The organism is Aldersonia kunmingensis, assembly GCF_001646865.1.
Taxonomy (GTDB): Bacteria; Actinomycetota; Actinomycetes; order Mycobacteriales; family Mycobacteriaceae; genus Aldersonia; species Aldersonia kunmingensis.
On the sequence record NZ_LRRB01000050.1, the window covers coordinates 1 to 20,303 of the forward strand.

The 20,303-nt window shown below is 66.8% G+C and carries 13 protein-coding genes; 6 read left to right on the forward strand and 7 right to left on the reverse strand.

Translation table 11 applies throughout. The features are described 5' to 3' along the window. The coding region (locus tag A8G08_RS03820) for a GlxA family transcriptional regulator (RefSeq protein WP_068270362.1) at positions 1-885 on the reverse strand (885 nt) is incomplete at its 3' end. Positions 886-976: 91 nt separating this feature from the next. Then, positions 977-1,462, reverse strand: a complete 486-nt coding sequence (locus A8G08_RS03825) for a VOC family protein (RefSeq protein ID WP_068270386.1) — start codon at positions 1,460-1,462, stop codon at positions 977-979. 183 nt (positions 1,463-1,645) lie between these two features. Between A8G08_RS03825 and A8G08_RS03830 the strand changes: the two genes are divergently transcribed. Next, positions 1,646-1,933: a hypothetical protein gene (locus tag A8G08_RS03830; protein ID WP_068270363.1), complete on the forward strand. Its 288-nt coding sequence runs from the start codon at positions 1,646-1,648 to the stop codon at positions 1,931-1,933. Next, the gene (locus tag A8G08_RS03835) at positions 1,930-3,510 is read left to right on the forward strand and encodes an alpha/beta hydrolase (protein ID WP_157108394.1); all 1,581 of its coding nucleotides are present in this window, start codon (positions 1,930-1,932) and stop codon (positions 3,508-3,510) included. Before A8G08_RS03830 ends, A8G08_RS03835 begins: the two co-directional genes overlap by 4 nt. On the opposite strand, the gene A8G08_RS03840 is transcribed toward A8G08_RS03835, so the two are convergent. From A8G08_RS03840 to A8G08_RS03855, 4 genes are read right to left on the reverse strand one after another with little or no spacing between them, the layout of a single operon-like run. Beyond that, positions 3,500-4,177 (reverse strand): DUF998 domain-containing protein, encoded by a 678-nt coding sequence (locus A8G08_RS03840; RefSeq protein ID WP_068270367.1) that lies wholly within the window; start codon positions 4,175-4,177, stop codon positions 3,500-3,502. The genes A8G08_RS03835 and A8G08_RS03840 overlap by 11 nt on opposite strands. Further along, positions 4,170-4,598, reverse strand: coding sequence for a very short patch repair endonuclease (locus A8G08_RS03845; RefSeq protein WP_068270370.1), 429 nt, complete (start codon positions 4,596-4,598; stop codon positions 4,170-4,172). The genes A8G08_RS03840 and A8G08_RS03845 overlap by 8 nt, the downstream gene beginning before the upstream one ends. Positions 4,599-4,640: 42 nt before the next feature. Next, complete coding sequence (locus A8G08_RS03850) at positions 4,641-5,525, reverse strand: hypothetical protein (RefSeq protein ID WP_245672614.1); 885 nt, start codon at positions 5,523-5,525, stop codon at positions 4,641-4,643. After that, on the reverse strand, positions 5,522-6,667 hold the full coding sequence (locus tag A8G08_RS03855; RefSeq protein ID WP_068270373.1) for a DNA cytosine methyltransferase: 1,146 nt from the start codon (positions 6,665-6,667) through the stop codon (positions 5,522-5,524). Before A8G08_RS03855 ends, A8G08_RS03850 begins: the two co-directional genes overlap by 4 nt. A 227-nt stretch (positions 6,668-6,894) precedes the next feature. Here A8G08_RS03855 and A8G08_RS03860 point away from each other — a divergent pair, with 227 nt between their 5' ends. Continuing rightward, entirely contained in the window at positions 6,895-7,506 is a 612-nt protein-coding gene (locus A8G08_RS03860) for a putative glycolipid-binding domain-containing protein (RefSeq protein ID WP_084435928.1), read from the forward strand. 8 nt (positions 7,507-7,514) lie between these two features. Here A8G08_RS03860 and A8G08_RS03865 read toward each other — a convergent pair whose 3' ends face one another. Further along, on the reverse strand, positions 7,515-8,480 hold the full coding sequence (locus tag A8G08_RS03865) for a prephenate dehydrogenase (RefSeq protein WP_068270379.1): 966 nt from the start codon (positions 8,478-8,480) through the stop codon (positions 7,515-7,517). Positions 8,481-8,519: 39 nt separating this feature from the next. Here A8G08_RS03865 and A8G08_RS03870 point away from each other — a divergent pair, with 39 nt between their 5' ends. From A8G08_RS03870 to A8G08_RS03880, 3 genes are all read left to right on the forward strand, one after another. Further along, positions 8,520-9,056, forward strand: coding sequence for a tRNA adenosine deaminase-associated protein (locus A8G08_RS03870; RefSeq protein ID WP_068270381.1), 537 nt, complete (start codon positions 8,520-8,522; stop codon positions 9,054-9,056). Between the two features lie 22 nt (positions 9,057-9,078). Next, entirely contained in the window at positions 9,079-9,516 is a 438-nt protein-coding gene (locus tag A8G08_RS03875) for a nucleoside deaminase (protein WP_068270391.1), read from the forward strand. Positions 9,517-9,709: 193 nt separating this feature from the next. Then, the coding region (locus tag A8G08_RS03880) for a non-ribosomal peptide synthetase (protein ID WP_068270383.1) at positions 9,710-20,303 on the forward strand (10,594 nt) is incomplete at its 3' end.

Genomic DNA, 20,303 nt, shown 5'->3' on the forward strand with positions numbered 1-20,303 from the left:
GAATCCGCAATGGGCGGCGATGACGGTGACGGTGTCGTCGGTCTCCTCGAGCCGGCGACGAGCGGCTTCGATGCGGATCCGCTCGACATACACACCGGGCGCCTCGCCGACCTCGTCGGTGAACACCCGTGTGAAGTGCCGCGGGCTCATCGCGGCGCGGCGGGCGAGTTCCGGAATGGTGTGGGTATCACCGGGTTCGGATTCGATCGCTTCCTGTACCGCCCGGATCGGTGTGCGCTTGGCGCGGGGCATCCACACCGGTGCCGCGAACTGTGTCTGGCCGCCCGGCCGTCGCAGGTACATGACGAGCCAGCGGGCTACCGTCTGTGCGGCCTCGGTGCCGTAGTCGTCCTCGACGAGCGACAAGGCCAGGTCGATGCCGGCGGTGACGCCTGCCGAGGTCCAGACCTTGTCGGAACTGCGCACGAAGATCGGTTCGGGATTGACTGTTACCGAAGGGAATTCGCGGGCCATGTGCCCGGCGGACGCCCAATGCGTGGTAACGACACAGCCGTCGACCAGGCCGGCCTGGGCCGCGAGGAACGCACCCGTGCAGACGCTGACGACGCGACGGGTGCGCTCGGATGCGATCTGTATCCAGCCGATGGTGTCGGCATCGCGCCGGGCTTCCTCCACCCCGAAGCCGCCGGGCAACACCAGCGTGTCAATGGGTTCGCGGGGGTCGGGGAACGAGTGCGCGACCAGAGCCAGGCCGGTGCCGGTGGTGGCCGGTTCGCCGTCGCGGGTGACGATGCGGACCGAGTAGCCCTCGTCGACGCGTCCCCGGCTGGCCAGGTACATCGTCGCGCCCGTGAAGACTTCGAACGGGCCGACCAGGTCGAGGGCCTGGACGCCGGGGTAGCCGAAGATCAGTACAGATCGCACAGATCAAGTGTTTTCGACAACCGTCGTGGCGTCCAGGCCATGGTCCCCACAAATTAGGACATCGTCGGCCTATGCCCGCTTGTGTCCGAACTCAGACGGTCGCGCCGTCGCGGGCCGCGCGCAGCCCCTCGATATCGATCTTGACCATCTGCAGCATCGCCTGCATCACCCGCTGGGCGCGTTCCGGGTCAGGATCGCCGAGGTACTCGTTGAGCTGCTTGGGCACGATCTGCCACGACATTCCGAACTTGTCCTTGAGCCACCCGCACTGCACCTCGGCGCCGCCGTCGGCGGTCAGCGCATTCCAGTACTTGTCGACCTCGGCCTGGTCCTCGCACTCGACGTAGAACGAAACGGCGTCGTTGAACTTGTCGTGCGGGCCACCGTTGATCACCATGAACTGCACGCCGGCGAGTTCGAAGGTGGCGGACAGCAACGTGCCCTCCGGTAGCGGTGCGCCGGGGCCGTACCGCGACTCGGCGATCGCCTTGTAGTCGTCGAAAATCCCGGCGTAGAACGCGATTGCTTCCTCGGCGTTGGTCTCGTACCAGAGCGAGGGAATGATCTTCTGGGACATGGTGGCTTCCTCTCGGGTGGATGCTCGCATTGGCCTTGCACCCAGTAGTCGGAGTCGTCGCCTGCTATTCGACATTGTCCGCCAAAGTTTTCTGACGGGCTAGCAGCCTGTGGATAACTTTGGGCGGCCCACGCCTTGTCCGTGCTACGTTTCGCCTGCTCAACGGATTACAGGGGGATGCGGATGGGCGAATTTGTGCGGGTGGAGTTCACCACGCTGCGCAATCTGCGTCGTGTGCTCACCGAATGCGTCGAGGGAATAGACGCCATCGGGATCGACGTGAGCGTGTGCATGCCGGATTCGCCGGTTGACTGCGCACGTGCGACGGCCGCGGTGCAGCGCGCGTACCGCAACACCGGCCAATCCCTTGCGCCGCTCGCAGCCAGAAGTGAATCCACCGAGCGTGGGTATGCCGAAACCGACGATGATTTCGGGCTCGCGCTGCGCAATGCGGCGGTGCCGGGGTGGTGACAATCTCGCACGTGCGCAACTGCGCGCCGCGATCGATGGTGAACTACGCGCAGGCGCTGCGTGCGGCCAACACCGGTTACCTGTTCCACATCGGCACGATGCACCGCGCGGTCGATACCGCGATGCTCGATTGGCACGGCGATGCGGCCCGGGCAGCCGAGGCGCGGGCCGTTGCCGAAGCCGCCGCGGGTGATCGCATCGTCGCGGCAGTGGAGGCCCTGGCCGACGAGTTCGAGTCGCGTGCAGCAGAACTCGATGGCTATCGGGATGTGCTGCTGCGCATCGTCGACTTCGAAGCGCCCGCCGCCGGTATTGCCGTAACCGACGACGGCGGCGTCATTCCGCCGCCACCCACGCGGGGACCCGACATCGGCGAAGTTGCAGTGATGCTCGCGTCCCGCATCGCCGAACAGCTTTCCTGCTTCGCGGCCGCCGAGCAGCGGGCCGCAGTAGCGATCGCAGCGGCGGTAGCGCAACTCGATGCGGTATCGGGCCGATCCGACGTGGTCGCTCCAGCGCCGCTGCCCTCCGATCCGGTCGAACTGCACCAAGCCTGGCAGGGTCTTTCGCCCGCCGAGCGGGATACGCACTTCGCGAACGACAACTACCTCGGTAACCGTGACGGCCTGCCCGCTGTCGACCGCGACCGCTACAACCGGCGCAAGCTCGCCGACGAACTCGCCCGGGCGCACGCCGGTGAGCCCGGCATGGTCGCGCGGTTACGCGACCTACGAGTCGTCCGGGACACCATCGACGCGGCCGAGGGCCGGATGTTGCTGGTGCTCGATACCCAATCCGGGGACCAGACCCGGGCGGCGGTAGCGATAGGCAATCCCGATACCGCCGACCACATTTCGGTTGCGGCGCCTGGGGTAAATACGACGGTGGCGGACTCGTTCGCCGGCATGGCGGCCGAGGCGGATCTGCTGCGGCGGACCGCGGAATTCGAGCTGCGCAGTACCTGGGGCCGCGAGGCCGAGACGGTCGCGACGATCGCCTGGATCGGGTACGACACACCGCAGTTCGATGCGAACGACCTCTTCTCGCGGCAGGCCATCGACGGCATGCTCGACCTCGCGGGGACCGCTAGTGCCCGCGTGGCCGCACCCGAACTGGACCGGTTCTACGACGGCCTCGCCGCGGCCCACAATGGCGACCCGCATCTCGTCGCGATCGGTCACTCCTACGGTGCGCTCGTTACCGGACTCGCGCTGCAGCAGCCCGGCAGTCCGGTAATCGACGACGTGCTGGTGTACGGCTCACCGGGAACGGGCAGCGGTGGTTGCGACGACGGACTGGACAGGTTGCAGGTGCGCGCCGGCCACGCCTACGAGATGACCGCAGACCACGACGTTGTCGCTCATCTCAGTCGATTCGGCTGCAGTCCGGGGTACCAGTCGGGCTTTATCCACCTCGATACCGATGCGATGACTACACCGGACGGCGTGCCGCGAGACGGCGCGAGGGGTCACAGCGAGTATCCGCGCGCCGGGTCGAATGGTGAACTGCGTACCTCGGGCTACAACGCGGCCGTCGTCGTTGCTGAGCTTCCGGAACTGGCGATCCTCAAACCGTGATGCGGGCAGGCACACGTTCACGCCACACAGCGACACCGAGGGTGCCCAGCCATAGCGACATACCGCCGATCTGAATGCGTTGCGCCACACCGAGTGCCCAATCTGTGTCCAAGATGCTGGACAGCCCCATCCAGACCGTGGCGATCGCGATCACCACCAAAAGCCCCAGGCCGACTGTGCCCACTATCGGCCAGCGTCCATAGCGCCGGGCAGCCAGCGTGAAGGCGATCATCGTGACGAATATCGAGGTCACCGCCAGTGTGCTGGTGAGTGCGTGCAAGTGATGCAACTGCGGCAGCAATCCACTCGGCTCGTCGGGGCACGGATGGGCCGGAGCAGGAACGCAACTGACCGGTGACTGCGAATCACCCACCGTGGCGGCGCCGAACGCCGCGAGGGCCACCCAGCCGACTGTCGAAAACATGCGTCGGGGCGGCAGAAACACGAGCCCGAGCAGCGCGGCGGCGGCCGACAGGGAACCGGCGAGGACATCGCCATCTTCGAACCAATCGCGATACGGCCGATCGGGCGCCTCGAGTTCGGACAGGAACGAATGGATCGGGTCGAGCCCGACGTCGAAGACGAATTCGAGCAGCCACGACGAGTAGCAGATCCCCGCGAGCATGAGGAGCACGCCGATCACGACCCGAACGGCACGCTCAGCCATCGCCGGACCCGGTCTGGCTGTCCAGCACCGCCTCCACCCGATCGGCTGCGGTGAGCACCGATTCGTGTTCCCACACACGCACCACATGCCAGCCGTTATCGGCGAGGCGTGTGTCGGTGTCGCGGTCACGGGCGACATTCGCGGCGAGCTTGTCCGCCCACCACTGCGCGTTGTTCTTGGGGTGCGTCGCATGCAGCGGGCAGCTGTGCCAGAAGCAGCCATCGACGTAAACCGCGACATGGCGGCCGGGAAACACCAGGTCAGCCCTGCGCCGCAGACCCCTCAGCGGTGCGCGATCGACGAAGAACCGCCGTCCGCGGTGATGCAATTCGCGCCGCAGGGCAACCTCGGGCGCGGTGTCACGAGTGCGCTGGCGGCTGAGCCGCGCGCTCGTGCGCGCGTCGGTTCCCGGTCTGCTCATAGTGTCGCGACTCCAACCGAAGCCGGTCGCACTCCTGTCGCGTCAGTCATCACCCGGGTCGTCGCCCTCGGGCTCGGACCACGTCGGCGCGAACCGATTTCGCCGCTCGACTTCAGCGTGCACCGCCTCGATGAACTCATCGAACGAGAGGGTCTGCGATTCCGGAGGGCGGCCGTTGCGGGGCGGCGATTGCTCGACATCGAAGAACCGGCAGATGCCGTCGGCGTCGTACAGGCCGATGAAGACCTTCTCGAACAGGTCGTAGCGGGTGTCCTCCGCGCCGAGATCGACCCACAGCCTGTCGCTGCCACCGAGCACCGGGCGCTTGCCGCGGCCGGTGCGCTTGGACAGCGTCGTGACGTGGTGGGCAAAGGACGACTTTCCGACGTCGCTGGACTTGCTCGGATCTCCATCGTCGCATGTCGCATACGGCTCGAACATGACCGCGACCAGCACGCTGTAGGGCTGCCTTTGATGCAGCACCATCGCCTCGCCACGCAGTTCGTGGTCGTTCCGGACGATGTTCTTCGTCCAGCGCCCGAGCCGGCCGCTCTTGGGGCTGTAGTCCTGGAATGAGTAGGTCTTGATCGAAACGCACATGATCAGCCCAAGGGTCGGATCTACTGCCTTGACGTCAAGCCGCTTGCGGCCCTTCGCCACGTCGACTGCGGCCTCCTGCCCGGCCCCCGACGCGGTCGGGGTGATGTCCGGATAGAGCGGGCGGAGTCCGTCGGCGACCGTCTGCGCGAGCTGATTCGACAACCGCTGCGCGTAGTTCTTCTTCGCGTCGCGTTCGCTGTCGGCCTCCGGGCGGGCACCTGCGGCGCGCAACGCGCGTTGCAGCGGATACGCGACGAGCGGACTCTCGAACAGCGCGTCGCTGACCGGCTCGGCGTGAGCCATGCCAACGACCCGCGGGGAAGTCATGCCGCTACCTGCGGGAACCCGCCCATCCGGTCGAGATGGTTCTCGCAATCGTCGAGGAATCCGGCCGGGAACCGCAGGCTGCCCGAGCGGGCGCGGCGCAGGAAACCAGCCGTCGCACGGGCGGACAGCAACCGAGACTCATCGAGGAACCCGCCGAGATCCTCGTAGGGGTCGTGTACGGGCCAGGTGGACATCGGCACCTGGTAGGCGCGCCGGTCCTGGCCCCAGGCCGCGATCGGCCAGCGCTGGGTGCGGGTGAGTTCGATCTCGCTGCCGCTCTCATATGGCAGGGTGTTGCTCAGCCGGTGGCCCACCCAGGACGCCATGCGCACGCTCACGGCGTTGCCGACCAGCTTCCAACGGTGGCCGGGCCGCACGCCGGGGGCATCGAGCGCGGGCAGCGTCCAGTCCGGGTCGAAACCCTGCAACCGCTCGCCGTCGGTGATGCCGGGGGTAACGATCTCGCCCGAGGGCAGCCGCACCGCGGGCGGGCTGGCGATGCCGATGGTCGAACCGCCCTTGAGCGTCGGCACAGCGTTCACGGCCCAACCCAGGCCGCGCACGCCCTCGGTCCAGTAGAAGCCACACGGGTGTTCGTCCGGTTCGTCATCGAGCTTCGCTCCGGCATCCTCACCGAACAGCACTGTGCGCGGATCCTCGGTGCGGGAGGCGAGCATCAGCACGCGCTGCCGCCGCTGCGGGAGACCGAACGCGCGCGCGTCGACGACGCGGTAGGCCCACATGTAGCCGAGGTCGGACAGTGCGTCGGTGATATGCCGCATCGCCTCGCCGCCGCTGAGCTGCAGCATGAACGGGACGTTCTCGATCAGTAGCCAGCGCGGCCCACGCCTGCGGCGCACCAGCCGAAACACCTCATCCACCAAACCGGAACGGGTGCCACGGATTCCGGCGGTCCGCCCAGCCTGGGACAGGTCCTGGCAGGGGAAACCGGCGGCAACGAGTTCGGTGCCGGCCGGCAGCGAACGCAGCCGGGTGACGTCGGGCTGCACCGGAACCCCGGCGAAATGCGCAGACAAGACAGCGCGTGCACCCGGATCGATTTCACACAGCAACTCGGTGTGCCAGCCGTGCTCGGTGAGGCCGAGTTCGAGACCGCCGATCCCGGCGAACAGGCCAACCATCCGGCCGCTGGATGCGCCGCGGGACGAACTTGTGCCAGTCGTCCGTATACCCGACGCCATGGCACCCCTTCTCACTCGACCGGCTCGGGAGGAAACGTTAGCCGAGCGGACCGACAGCGAGTTCCAATACGGCGTTGTGTCGAAAGTGCCGTGCCGCACTCTGCCCGGTATGCAACTATCCGGCCCACCCGCATGTGCGCGGGATTGCCGTCGCTTACCGTAGATGGGTGAGCAATCCAGCTTCCGGTACGGCACAAGCCTCGGCGCCAAGCAATACGCCGTGGCCGAAGATCCTGACGTGGCGCGCGCACGGCGTGCCCCGCATGGAGTCCGTGCGCGTCCAGCTGGTCGGCAATCGCCTGCGGGCCTCGGGACGGATCGTCGCGGCCGAATGCGCCGAGTACCCAGCGTTCAGCGCCTCCTACGACCTCGTGACCGACGAGACGGGGTCTGTCACTCGCGTGTCGTTGCAGACCACCGTCGCGGGCGGCACGAAGCAGGTCTCCATCACCTGCGATGAAGAGCGCTACTGGGCAATCGAAGACGGCACCAGCCATTTGCGTTCCACGTTCGGCGGCGCGACAGATGTCGACGTGGTGCTGAGCCCGTTCTTCAACACCCTGCCGATTCGCCGGCTCGGGTTGCACACCGATTCGGTCGACGTGGAGGTTCCGGTGGTCTACGTAAGCCTTCCGGATCTGACCGTGCAGGAAGCGACGCTCACCTACAGCAGCGGCAGTGACGGCATCCACGTGATCTCGCCGGTCTCGAGCGCGTCGCTGTCGGTTGATGAGGACGGGTTCGTTCTGGACTATCCCGGTCTCGCCGAGCGCATCTGAACCCTGCGCTACAGGGAGCGGAGTACACCCCCACGCCGCCCGGCCGCACGGAGAAGATCGATCCAGCCCGGCTCGCCCGGCGTAATTCCGGAGATCTCGGTGCGGGTCGCGGCCTCGTAGCGGCGGCGTGCGTCGTACCCGGCTGTAACCAACTCGGCGGTGGAGCGCTGATCGGCCAACTGTGTCCGGGCCAGGGACAGCACGGTGATCGTTTCCTCCAGCGCGTTGAGCAGTGCGTCGGCATTCGCCTCGCACATCGCGCGCACCAGGTCCGGCGCAGTCCCGGCAACGCGCGTGCCGTCGCGGAAGGAACCTGCCGCGAGCGAGAGCGCGAGATCGCCGCCCCCAGCACCGGATATCGCCAGGGCCTCGGCAAGCAGGTGCGGCAGGTGGGAGATTCGCGCCGCGGCATCGTCGTGCTCGCGGGCCTCGGCGGGGACGACGACCGAGCCGCAATCCAGCGCGAGGGTCGCGACGTCGATCCAGACCGCGGGATCGCTGTCGTCTTCGGTCCCGACCACCCACACGGCGTCGCGGAAGAGTTCGGGGAACGATGCCGACCAGCCGGACTCGGCGGTCCCGGCCATCGGGTGTCCGCCGACGTAGCGCGCTGCCAGCCCGTGCACGCGCACCGCGTCGAGCACAGGGCCCTTCACGCTGACGACGTCGGTGAGCGCGCAGCCGGGCGCGTATTCGGCGACCGCGGCGAGCGTGGGGTCGACCGCCGGCATGGGCACCGCCACCACGATCAGTGCATCGGTCGCGGCGGCGCGGGCCAGGGTGGCGGCCAGGTCGGTACTCGCGTCGAATCCCTCGGCGCGGGCCGCGTCCACGGCTCCCGCTGAGCGGTTGTATCCCCAGGTGGCGCGGCCGGCCGCGGCCGTTGCACGCAGCAGCGAGCCACCGATCAGGCCGAGCCCGAGCACGCACACGGCAGTCTTGGAAGGGTCCGACACTCGAACAGATTCGCACAGACTTCGTTAAAGCTGTGGCTACGGACTACCGTTTGCGGAATGGCACAACGCTCGAGCACGAACCGGGCGCCGTCCATCCAGGACGACGACCTCGAAGGTTTCGCGGTCGCCGTCGTCCGCGAGGACGGCAAATGGCGCTGCACGCCGATGACCCAAGGCGCGCTAACCAATCTCGAGGTCGCTGAGACCGAGCTGCGCGAGCTGCGCAGTTCGGGCGCGGTGTTCGGCCTGCTCGATGTGGACGACGAGTTCTTCGTGGTAGTGCGTCCAGCGCCCTCGGGAACCCGGCTGCTGCTGTCCGACGCCACCGCCGCAATCGATTACGACATTGCCGAGGACGTGCTCGAGGCACTGAACATCGAGATCCCCGATATCGACCCGGACGAACTCGACGATGTGGAGCCGTGGGAGGAGGGTGACCTCGGCGTGCTGTCCGATCTGGGATTGCCCGATCCGGTGTTGGCCGTCATCGTCGCGGACACCGCGCTCTACCCGGATGAGCAACTCGGCATGATCGCCGGGCGGCTAGGTTTCGCGAACGAATTGTCCGCGGTTCTCGACAAACTGCCGCGCTAGCAAACCGGTGGACGACGAGGCGATGGTCCGTGCGGCGCTGACCGTCGCGCGTACCGCCGGACCGCGCGATGTGCCGATCGGCGCGGTCGTATTCGACGCGAACGGACGTGAACTCGCGCGCGCCGTCAATGCCCGCGAGGCCGATGGTGACCCGACCGCGCATGCCGAGGTGATCGCCCTGCGCGCAGCGGCCAAGGTGCACGGTGACGGCTGGCGACTGCTCGGAACTACTTTGGCGATAACGGTCGAACCGTGCACGATGTGCGCCGGCGCGGCGGTCCTCGCGCGCGTCGACCGCGTGCTGTTCGGCGCGTGGGAGCCCAAGACCGGCGCCGCGGGATCGCTGTGGGACGTCGTGCGGGACCGCCGGCTCAACCATCGCCCACAGGTCCGCGGCGGCGTGCTTGCCGACGAATGTGCGGCTCTGCTCGACGAATTTTTCGCTGCTCAGCGCGACTGAACAGCGTCGCCGTTCGTACTAGCGAGATTTTCCCAATTTTCCAGCAATCAAAAGCAATCGCTTGACTGGTCGACGCCGAACCCCCATTGGGAAGCCGATCTGCACAGCTCTCCAGAAGGGCTGCGGTGTGGCATGTCTTTCGCCAGCCGCGACGGGGCTGTGTTCGTGACGTTGCGCGGAGGGGATTTCTCGCATGCGAGAGAACGACGAACGTTTCGATCAGGGCACGGCGCCGTTCGCGCTGTCCGCAGCGCAGCGCGGTCTTTGGCTGGCGCAGAAACTGGCACCGGATATACCGGCCATCACCGCGCAGTACGTCGAGCTTCCGGGCGCGATGGACCACACGGTGCTCGGCGATGTGATCCGGGAGCTGGCGCACGAGGCCGATTCCGGAATGCTTCGAATTGTCGAAATCGATGGCGAACCAATGCAAGTAGTGGACCATTCGCTGCCGATGGACACCGAGGTCATCGACCTGCGGAGCTCGTCCGATCCGCGCGAGACGGCGATGGCTTGGATGCATCGGCGGACCACGGAACCGTTCGACATCCTCTCCGACCGCCTGATCTACACCGCGTTACTGCAGATCGCCGACGAGCATTTCCTCTGGTACTGCCGCGGTCACCACATCGCGTTCGACGGCTTCTCCTCGATGACCTACATGCAGCACACGGCAGAGCGCTACACCGCTGCGTTGGCGGGGGCCGAACGGCCCGAGTATCGAGTGGCCGATCTCGAGACCGTCGCACAGGTGCACGAAACATATAGCCAGACACGCCTGTTCGAGCGGGACCGTGAGTTCTGGATGGAGCGGCTCCATCCGATGCCGCCGGTGACGGCTCTTGCCGGGCGCACCGCGCCTGCCAACCCGGCCAGCATCGGCGCGAGTGCACCGATCAGCCCCGCGACACTGGCCGCCGCCATCGGGGATGCCGGTCGCGAGGAATCACAGGTCGCCACGAAGGTCGCGGCGGCCATGGCCTGTTATCTCGGCCGAATGACCGGCGAGCAGGACGTGTTGCTCAGCCTGCCGGTGGCCGCGCGGCCCACGCGAATCCTGCGCAATTCCGGTGGGGTGCTGTCCAACGTGGTGCCGATGCGCATCCAGGTGACACCCGGGACCAAGGTGGGGGAAATCGTCGCCGCCACGGGGCGCGAGATTTGGGGCGCAGTACGTCACCAGCGCTACCGTCACGAGGACATGCTGCACGACCTCGGCATTGCGTCGAGCCAGCGCGGGTTCTTCGGGCCGCTGATCAACATCATGCTGTTCCACAAGCCGATCCGGTTCGCTGATGTCACCGGGACACTGAAGATTCTCTCCACCGGACCGATCGAGGACCTGTCGGTCAACATCTATCAGGCTCAGACAGGCGCTGAGACGGTACTCGATTTCGAGGCGAATCCGAATGTCTACTCGCATACCGAGGTGCGCGCGCATCACCGCCGATTCCTAGACTTCCTCGACGCCTTCGTGCGCGCCGACGTCGATACCCCGATCGGTGATCTGCCGCTGCTTGCGGCACGGGAACGCAAACTTGTGCTCGAGCGCTGGAACGACACCGAGGTCACCGTCGACGATGTGACCCTTGCCGATCTGTTCGCCGCTGCGGTCGAACGATTCCCGAACAGGACCGCGATCGTCGCGGATGGGCCCGTAGGCGAGCGGACAGCGCTTTCGTACCGAGAACTGGATGCCTGGTCGAATCGATTGGCGCGCTATCTGATTCACCGCGGGGTTGGACCGGAATCGAAGGTTGCCGTCGCGATGGGGCGCTCGGAGCATCTCATCGTCGCGTTGTACGGAGTGATGAAAACCGGTGCGGCATATGTGCCGATCGACCCGGAGCACCCCGCCGACCGCATCTCGTACGTGCTCGACACCGCCAATGCGGCACTACTGCTGACGAGCTCGGCGGACGGTTTCACCATGCCCGACGGGAGTACCGCCGCTCCGGACTACGTGCCCGTCGACAAACTCGATCTGCGGGCATTCGACGACCGGGCCATCACCGATTGTGAGCGCACCGCGCCGCTGCACTCGGAGAACCTCGCCTACGTCATCTACACGTCGGGTTCGACGGGCAGGCCGAAGGGTGTTGGCGTCTCCCACCGCGCGATCTCGAATCGGCTTCAGTGGATGCAGGCGCAATACCTGCTTCGGCCGAATGACCGCGTGGTGCAGAAGACGCCGACAACATTCGACGTCTCGGTGTGGGAATTGTTTTGGCCGTTGCAGATGGGCGCGACCATGGTGATCGCCCGCCCCGGCGGCCACCGCGATCCGAACTACCTGCGGCAGTTGTTCATTCGCGAACAGGTCACCGTGGCGCATTTCGTGCCGTCGATGTTGTCCACCTTCGTTGTCGAAGACGAGGCGGCGGAATGCGATTCGCTACGACTCGTCTTCTGCAGCGGCGAAGCGCTACCCGGCGCCACGGTCGCGAGGTACCAGGCCCTCCTCGACGCACCGATCCACAATCTCTACGGCCCGACCGAGGCGGCAGTCGACGTGACCGCGGCCGACTGCGGACGCGCCGACCAGAGCGCCGATGCGGTGTCCATCGGTGCGCCGGTCTGGAACACCCAGGTCTATGTTCTCGACGCCGGCCTCGCCGCGGTCCCGGTCGGCGCGGTCGGCGAGTTGTATTTGGCTGGAACGCAATTGGCCCGCGGATACTTGGGCCGGGCCGGGCTGAGCGCGACCCGCTTCATCGCGAACCCGTTCACCGCAGGTGGTCGGCTCTATCGCACGGGCGATCTGGTGCGGTGGCGACGAGACGGACAGCTCGAATATCTCGGCCGCACTGATGATCAGGTCAAGGTTCGCGGCCTGCGGATCGAACTGGGTGAAATCGCTTCGGCAATAGGCTCGTTCGCCGGTGTTGCACATGCGGCCGCGCATGTATTCGGTCGCGGCGAGCAGGCCCGCATCGTCGGGTACGCGGTGCCGGAGCACGGGCACGTGCTCGATGCAGCGGCGCTGCGTGGTGTCGCCGGCGCCACGTTGCCCGCGTACATGGTGCCGAGCGCCGTCGTCGTACTCGATGCGCTCCCCACCACCGCGAACGGCAAACTGGACCGTCGGCGCCTACCCGAACCGGACCTGGCTGCGACCGTTACCAGCTCGCGTCCGCCGCATACGCCCGCGGAGATCGTCGTCGCCCATGCCTATGCCACGATCCTCGGCGTATCGGACGTCGGCGCCGAGACCGGGTTCTTCGATGCCGGCGGCAATTCTCTGCTCGCAACCCGCTTGGTGGCGCTGCTTCGATCGCGTACAGGTGCTGCCATCGAGCTCGAGCAGGTGTTCTCCGCGCCGACCGTTGCGGCGCTCGCGGCGCTGCTTCCGGTGGACTTGGCGGAGCACGACCCGACTCCCGTGCGTAGGTCACCGCGCCCCGATGTCGTTCCGCTGTCGCCCGACCAGCGCCGCGTGTGGTTCCTCAACGCGATCGACGGTGAATCCGGCTCGTACAACCTGCCGGTCGCGCTCGAGATCACCGGTGCGCTGGATCGCGAGGCACTGCGGTTGGCGCTCGTCGATGTCGTCGAGCGGCACGAGGTCCTGCGGACGGTGTTCCCGATGGGGGAGAACGGCCCACACCAGGTCGTTCGGTCGAAGGCCGAAATCGATGTACCCGTCGAGTCGGTGAGCCCGGCCGAACTGGGCCATCGGTTGCGCGAGTTCGGGGTGATCGACTTCGACCTCACGCGCAGCACGCCTATCCGCGCGCGATTGTTCGAAGTCGGAGCAGACCCGGCGGAGCGGCCCGAGGGCGCCGGTGGTGAGCACCACGTGCTTGGGTTGTCGGTCCATCACATCGCCGCCGACGGGTGGTCGCTGGCACCGCTGGCGGCCGATTTCTCCGCGGCCTATCGCGCGCGCCGCGATGGGAGCGCGCCGAAGTGGAAGCCGTTGCCGCTGCAGTTCGCCGATCACACGATGCGGCGCCTCGACAGGCTTGGAGACTCCCGCGATGGCGGCAGCCTGGCGTATCGGCAGCGCGAGCACTGGCAGCAGACCCTGGCGGACCTCGGCAATCAGGATTTGCTTCCGGCCGATCGTCGAGCGGTCTTCACGCGTGATCGTCACGCGGCGAAGTTCGAGATCGATATCTGCCCAGATACTCTCGCCGAACTGCACACGCTTGCTGCTTCGCGGGGCGTAACGCTTTTCATGGTCCTGCACTCGGCACTCGTTGTGCTGTTGCACCGGCTCAGCGGTGTCACCGACATCGCCATCGGCACACCCGTCGCGGGGCGCCCGGACGGCGATCTGGATGAGCTGATCGGGATGTTCGTCAACACGCTGGTGCTGCGTACGGCGATCGAGCCGGCGGAGGGATTCGGCGACCTGCTCGCCGAGGCGAGGTCCGTTTCGGTTGCCGCGCAATCCAATGCAGATCTGCCCTTCGAGGAACTGGTCGATCTCGTTCGCGCGTCAGATGACTACGCCGATGATGGCCCGGACCCGGTGCTGTTCCAGGTGATGTTCTCGCTGGAGAACCAGCCCGCTCCGGTGATCGAGCTGGATGGTCTGAGCGTGCAGGCGCGCGAGATCGACACCAATGCAGCCAAATTCGACCTGCAGGTTGTCGTGACCGAACCAGCCGGCGCTGGACCGCTGCGGTTGTCCTTCGGGTACGACGTCGATCTCTTCGACGAGGAAACCGTGTGCGGTTTCGCGCATCGTTATGCCCGGATCCTGGACGAGGTGCTCCGTGAGCCGGAGTCGCCTGTCTCGGAAATCGAGATCCTCACGCCCGACGAGCGCGCCACGATCGCGCCGCTCCGTGGCCCGGAACCGTTGCGGTCCGCGGTGATGGCCCGCATTCTCGGCGACGCGGCCGCGCTCGAGCCGGAGTCAGTCGCGATTGTGTGCGATGGCCGGGGGACCACCTACCGGGCACTGGACGACCGGTCCAATCAGCTCGCTCGCCTGCTGATAGACCGCGGCGTCGGGCCGGAAATGATTGTTGCAGTGGCATTCCCGCGATCGCTGGACGCCGTGGTCGCGATCTGGGCGGTCGCGAAGACCGGCGCTGCGTACCTACCGATCGACCCGGGCTATCCGGCCGAGCGGATCAGGTTCATGCTCTCCGACGCGGCGGTCGAGGTCGGGCTCACCACCGCCGAGTACGACGGCGACCTGCCGGTGCGGGTCGATTGGATCGCGCTCGACTCCGCCGACGTTCGCGGTGACTGCGCCCGTCGATTGCCCACCGAGGTCACCGACGACGACCGCCTGCTGCCTGTGGACCTGGCCAATCCCGCCTACGTCATTTACACCTCCGGCTCGACCGGACGGCCCAAGGGCGTTGTGGTGACCCACGAGGGGCTGGCCAACTTTGCCGACGAGGAGCGCATACGGTTCGAGGTCACGCCAGACGCTCGGGTGCTGCAGTTCGCGTCACCGAGCTTCGACGCTTCGGTGCTCGAGATGATGCTCGCCTTCGGTGCAGGCGCCACGCTCGTCATCGTGCCCGCCGATATTTACGGCGGCGAAGAACTCGCGGTTCTGCTCGAGGATGAAGCGGTTACGCACGCCTTCCTCACGCCTGCGGCCCTGGCTTCCATGCCGCAGCGGCGCATGCAGAAGCTCGTCACGCTCGTTGTCGGCGGTGACGCCTGCCCGCCGGCGGTCGTGAAGTACTGGGCGGCGCATCGCAAGATGTTCAACGCCTACGGACCAACCGAATCCACGGTCGCCACGACGATCAGCAACGCGCTGCGCCCAACCGACGCCGTCCGAATCGGCGGACCCATCCGCGGCGCGCAGATTCTCGTTCTCGACCCGTGGCTGCAGCCGGTTCCGCCGGGCACCGTGGGCGAGCTCTATCTCGCCGGTCCCGCACTGGCCCGCGGATACCGTGGCCGCAGCGACCTCACCTCGGGTTGCTTCGTGGCAAACCCGTACAGCGACGACGGTGCCCGGATGTATCGCACCGGCGACCTGGTGCGGCTCGGTGCCGACGGCATTCTCGACTTCGTTGGCCGGGCCGACGGCCAGGTGAAGATCCGTGGCTTCCGGATCGAGCCCGGTGAAATCGATTCCGCCCTCCTTGACCTGCCCGGCATCGGTCACGCGCTCACCGTGGTGCGGCAAGGCAATGACTCGGGTGGTCCGCGACTCGTGTCGTATGTGATTGCGGCAGAAGCGGACTCGGAGGTCGAACCGGTGCCGATGCCGAGCGAGTGCGAGATCGTGGCTCGCGTGGCCGATCGGCTGCCGCCCTACATGGTGCCTGCGGCGGTCGTTGTACTCGCCGAGTTCCCCCGCACCCCCACCGGCAAGCTCGATTTCGCCGCGCTGCCCGTCCCGACGTTGCAGGCCCGAGTCGCACGAGCAGCGGCGACCGATACCGAACGGCTCGTCGCCGGAATCTTCGCCGATGTCCTAGGGCTCGACGATGTCGACGCGGGCGCGAGCTTCTTTGCCCAGGGAGGCAATTCGCTGCTCGCCACCCAGATCGCGGCGAAGCTGAGTGCCGCTACCGGACGTGACGTAGGGGTGCGCAAGATTTTCGACGCGCCGTCGGTCGCCGCGCTGGCCGAGGTGCTCGACGCGGCGAAGGGCCGAGGCCGCGCCGTACCGGCTCTCGTCCCGGCGGAACCCGGTGATTCCGCACCACTGTCGTTCGCGCAGCAGCGGATCTGGCTCGCAGCGCAACTCGATCCGGACAGCGACGCCTACCACATTCCGATCGTCATCGAGATGAACGGCAGCCTCGACCGCGGTGCTCTCGCCGACGCGCTCGGCGATGTCATCAACCGGCACGAGGTACTACGCACGATCATCGTCGAGACCGAGAACGAACCGGTGCAACGCGTGCTGCCGTTCGGCGACACGGGCTTCACGCTGGCCTACGTGGCGACGACGCCGGATGACCTGCCCGCGCGCGTCGATGCGCTGTCCCAGCGCAGCTTCGAGTTGGACGGTGAAATACCAATCCGGGCAAGGCTTTACAGCCTGGGTACTCAGAGTCACGCCCTGGTGCTCGTCCTGCACCACGTCGCGGCGGATGGTGGATCGCTGCTTCCGCTCGCGGAGGAACTTGGCCTGGCATACACAGCGCGGATCCAGGGCGCACAGCCCGCCCGGGCCGAATTGCCCGTGCAGTACCGGGATTACACGCTGTGGCAGCGCGCGCTGCTCGGTGATCCTGCCGACCCGCGTAGCCGGATGTCCCAACAGCTGCAGTACTGGTCGAGTCACCTGGACGGCCTGCCCGACGAAATCGGGTTACCGACCGATCGTCCCCGCGCGCCGCGATCCGACGCGACGACCGACATCGGCATGGTCGATTTCGCCGTCCCGCCGCGGCATCGCAAACAGCTTGCCGCGGTTGCGGGCAGGGCAGGCGCCAGTGAGTTCATGGCGGTTCATGCCGCACTCGCAATGCTGCTGTCGAGGCTCGTCGGATCGAGCGACGTGGTCATCGGAACGCCGGTGTCCGGCCGGGACGCCGCGGAACTGCAACACCTCATCGGAATGTTCGCAGGCACGGTCGTGCTGCGCACCCAGATCGACGCGACCGAGTCGTTCGTCGATCTGGTGCGGCGATCCCGCGAGGTGGTCCTCGATGCGCTCGCGAATGCCGACGTGCCGTTCGAGCGAGTGGTGGAGGCGTGCGGGCCGCAGCGCGTGCCGGGGCGGCACCCGCTGTTCCAGGTAGCGCTTGCGTTCCAGGACGCACCGCCGGCAATCGAGTTGCCCGGACTGGAGTTGGCCGCGCGCTCGCAGCTCAATGCGGTCGGAAAATTCGACCTCGAGTTCCAGATCTGGCCTGGCGTCGATGGCGAACTGTGCGGGTCGCTCTCCTACGCACGCGGGCTGTTCGACGAGGACACTGCCTCGGCAATGGTGCGCCGCCTGCTGACGATCGTCGAGACGGTCGCGGATGCCCCGTGGCTGCCGGTCGGCGACGTGCCGATTCTGACGAATGGCGAGCGGGAAGCCCTGTCGGGCATTCAGGACGGGGCGACGGTGCAGTGCCTTCGCGACATCCTTGCCGACGGGGTGCAACGGACGCGGCCCGACGAGGTCGCCGTGGTCTACCGCGATGAGGCGCTGACCTATGCGGAACTGGACGGTCAATCCAACAGCCTGGCAAGGCTGTTGATCGAGCACGGGATTGGGCCGGAAACCTCGGTCGCGCTTGCGATGCCACGCTCGATCCAGTCCGTGGTGGCGACCTGGGCGATCGCGAAGACGGGTGCGGCATTCGTGCCCGTGGATCCGGCCTACCCGGCGGAGCGGATCCAGCACATCCTCGACGACTCGGAGGTCCGGGTCGGGCTTCGCTCCGGCGCGCAGGAGTTCCAGAGCGGCGACAACGTGCGCTGGTTCGAGATGGACGATGCGGATTTCGATAGTGCTTGGCGGGCACGGAGATCCGATCGGATCGAAGACGGCGAGCTGCACGCGCCGGTGTATCCCGCTCAGACCGCCTATGTGATCTACACATCGGGATCGACGGGAGTGCCGAAGGGTGTGCAGGTGCCGCACACCGGCCTGGCGAACCTGGTGCGTGCGCAGAACATCCGCTACCAGGTGAGTGCCGACTCGCGGGTGTTGAACTTCTCGTCGCCCAGCTTCGATGCCTCGGTTCTCGAGTTGCTGTTCGCGTTCGGTGCGGGTGCGACGCTGGTGATTACACCGCAGGGCATTTACGGCGGCGACGAACTCGCTGAACTCCTTGCGAAAGAGCGCGTCACGCATGCGTTCATAACCCCTGCTGCGCTGATGACGGTCGATCCAGCCGGGGTGGACTCGCTGCGTGTCCTCGCCATGGGCGGCGATGTGGTGCTCCCGACGCTGGTACGACGGTGGGCGCGCGAAGGTCGAGTGCTGCTCGATGCGTACGGGCCGACCGAGACGACGGTCGTCATCACGATCAGCGAGCCATTGACTATCGATGAGCCGGTCGACATCGGCTCACCGATCGACGGTGCCGGTGCGTTCGTGCTCGATGGCCGGCTCCAACCCGTGCCCGATGGTGTGGCGGGCGAGCTGTATCTCACGGGTGCCGGACTCGCCAGGGGCTACCGCGGCAAGCCCGGAATGTCGGCATCCCGCTTTGTCGCGAACCCGTTCGGCCCGCCCGGAGCACGCATGTATCGGACGGGAGATCTGGTGCGTCGCAGGAAGAACGGCGCCCTGCAATATATCGGCCGTAACGACGGACAGGTGAAGGTTCGCGGCTTCCGCATCGAACTCGACGAGGTCAACTCGGCGCTGTGCGCGCACCCCGGTGTCGAATTTGCGACCACCCTGGCGGAGGACGGGCGGCTGCTGTCCTACGTGTTCGGCGAGCCCTCGGTCGATCTCGCCCAGGTCCGGGCGCAGGTGCGTGAACGCCTGCCGAGACAGATGATGCCGGCGGCGATCACCCGCCTCAACGAGTTGCCGCTCAATCGCAACGGGAAGATCGACCGGGCACGGCTGCCGGAACCCGACTTCGTTGCTGCCGCTGCGGAGTTCGTCGCGCCGCGGGATACACACGAGCGGTCGATCGCCGCCGCGGTCGCGGAGGCCATCGGCGCAGCGCAAATCGGCGTGACCGACAACCTCTTCGACGTCGGTCTCAACTCGCTGCTCGCGACGAAGATTGCCCGCATCCTGACCGAGATGTTCGATCGCCCGGTCCCGGTGCGCGCGCTGTTCGACCATCCCACGGTCGCCGAGTTGGCCGAAGTGATCGAAAATGTGGCGGGGGCTGCGCACGAACCGCGCAAGGCGATCGCGCGCCCGGACTTCGTTCCGTTGGCTCCGTCGCAGCAGCGGCTGTGGGTACTCGACCGGGTATCGGAATCCAGTGCCGCCTACAACATCGCCTTCGCGCTGCGCATGCGCGGCGAGGTGGATGTCGATGCGCTCGTCGGTGCGGTAGCGGATCTCGTCGAGCGACACGAGGTACTGCGCACGGTGCTGCCGGATTCGGAGTCCGGCCCGCATCAGGTCGTGCTTCCGGCGGCCGCCGCCGATGTGCTTTCGGTGCACCATGTGGCGGCCACGGATATCGGTGCGATCGAGAAGGACATCGCGCAGACCCCGTTCGACATCGCAACCGATAGGCCCCTGCGAGCGGTGCTGCTGGTCGCCGGTGAGAGCAATGCGTCGCTGGTCCTGACGATGCATCACATCGTCGCCGATGGCTGGTCGCTGCTGCCGCTGATGACAGACCTGACCGAGTTCTACGCGGCCCGCCACGAGGGCCGGTCGGCGCAACTACCGGCACTGCCGCTGCAGTACGCCGATTATGCGGTGGAGCGGCATGCGCTCCTCGGCGACGAGAGCGACTCCGGAAGCGTCGCCGCGCGGCAACTCGAGTTCTGGACCCGCACGCTGGAAGGACTGCCCGCGGAGTCGACCGTTCCGGCGGATCGTCCACGGCCGATGGAGCCAACCGGGCGTGGTGAGGCCGTGCCGATTCCGCTGTCCGAATCCGATTACGACGGTATTCGCCGGCTCGCCCGGGAGCATCGGGCAACCACCTTCATGGTGCTGCATGCCGTGCTGGCCGTGCTAGTTCGCCGGCTCGGTGAGAGTCCGCATGTCGCGATCGGTACACCGATCGCGGGCCGGGACAGCGACGAGTACGACCAGCTGATCGGCATGTTCGCCGGGACCGTTGCGCTTCGAACGACAGTCGACCTGGCGCAGTGCTTCGGCGGCATCCTCGACACGGTCCGTCGAGCCGATCTGGCCGCCTTTGCGAACGCGGACCTTCCGTTCGAGCGGATCGTCGAAGCGGTCAATCCGGAGCGCAATCCCGCCCGGC

Coding starts and splice junctions, on each gene's coding strand:
- A8G08_RS03855 (WP_068270373.1), bottom strand. CDS start 6,667: ATGGTTGGCCTGTTCGCCGGGATCGGCGGTCTCGAACTCGGCCTCACC.
- A8G08_RS03875 (WP_068270391.1), top strand. CDS start 9,079: ATGGTCCGTGCGGCGCTGACCGTCGCGCGTACCGCCGGACCGCGCGAT.
- A8G08_RS03830 (WP_068270363.1), top strand. CDS start 1,646: ATGGGCGAATTTGTGCGGGTGGAGTTCACCACGCTGCGCAATCTGCGT.
- A8G08_RS03845 (WP_068270370.1), bottom strand. CDS start 4,598: ATGAGCAGACCGGGAACCGACGCGCGCACGAGCGCGCGGCTCAGCCGC.
- A8G08_RS03825 (WP_068270386.1), bottom strand. CDS start 1,462: ATGTCCCAGAAGATCATTCCCTCGCTCTGGTACGAGACCAACGCCGAG.
- A8G08_RS03870 (WP_068270381.1), top strand. CDS start 8,520: ATGGCACAACGCTCGAGCACGAACCGGGCGCCGTCCATCCAGGACGAC.
- A8G08_RS03840 (WP_068270367.1), bottom strand. CDS start 4,177: ATGGCTGAGCGTGCCGTTCGGGTCGTGATCGGCGTGCTCCTCATGCTC.
- A8G08_RS03850 (WP_245672614.1), bottom strand. CDS start 5,525: ATGACTTCCCCGCGGGTCGTTGGCATGGCTCACGCCGAGCCGGTCAGC.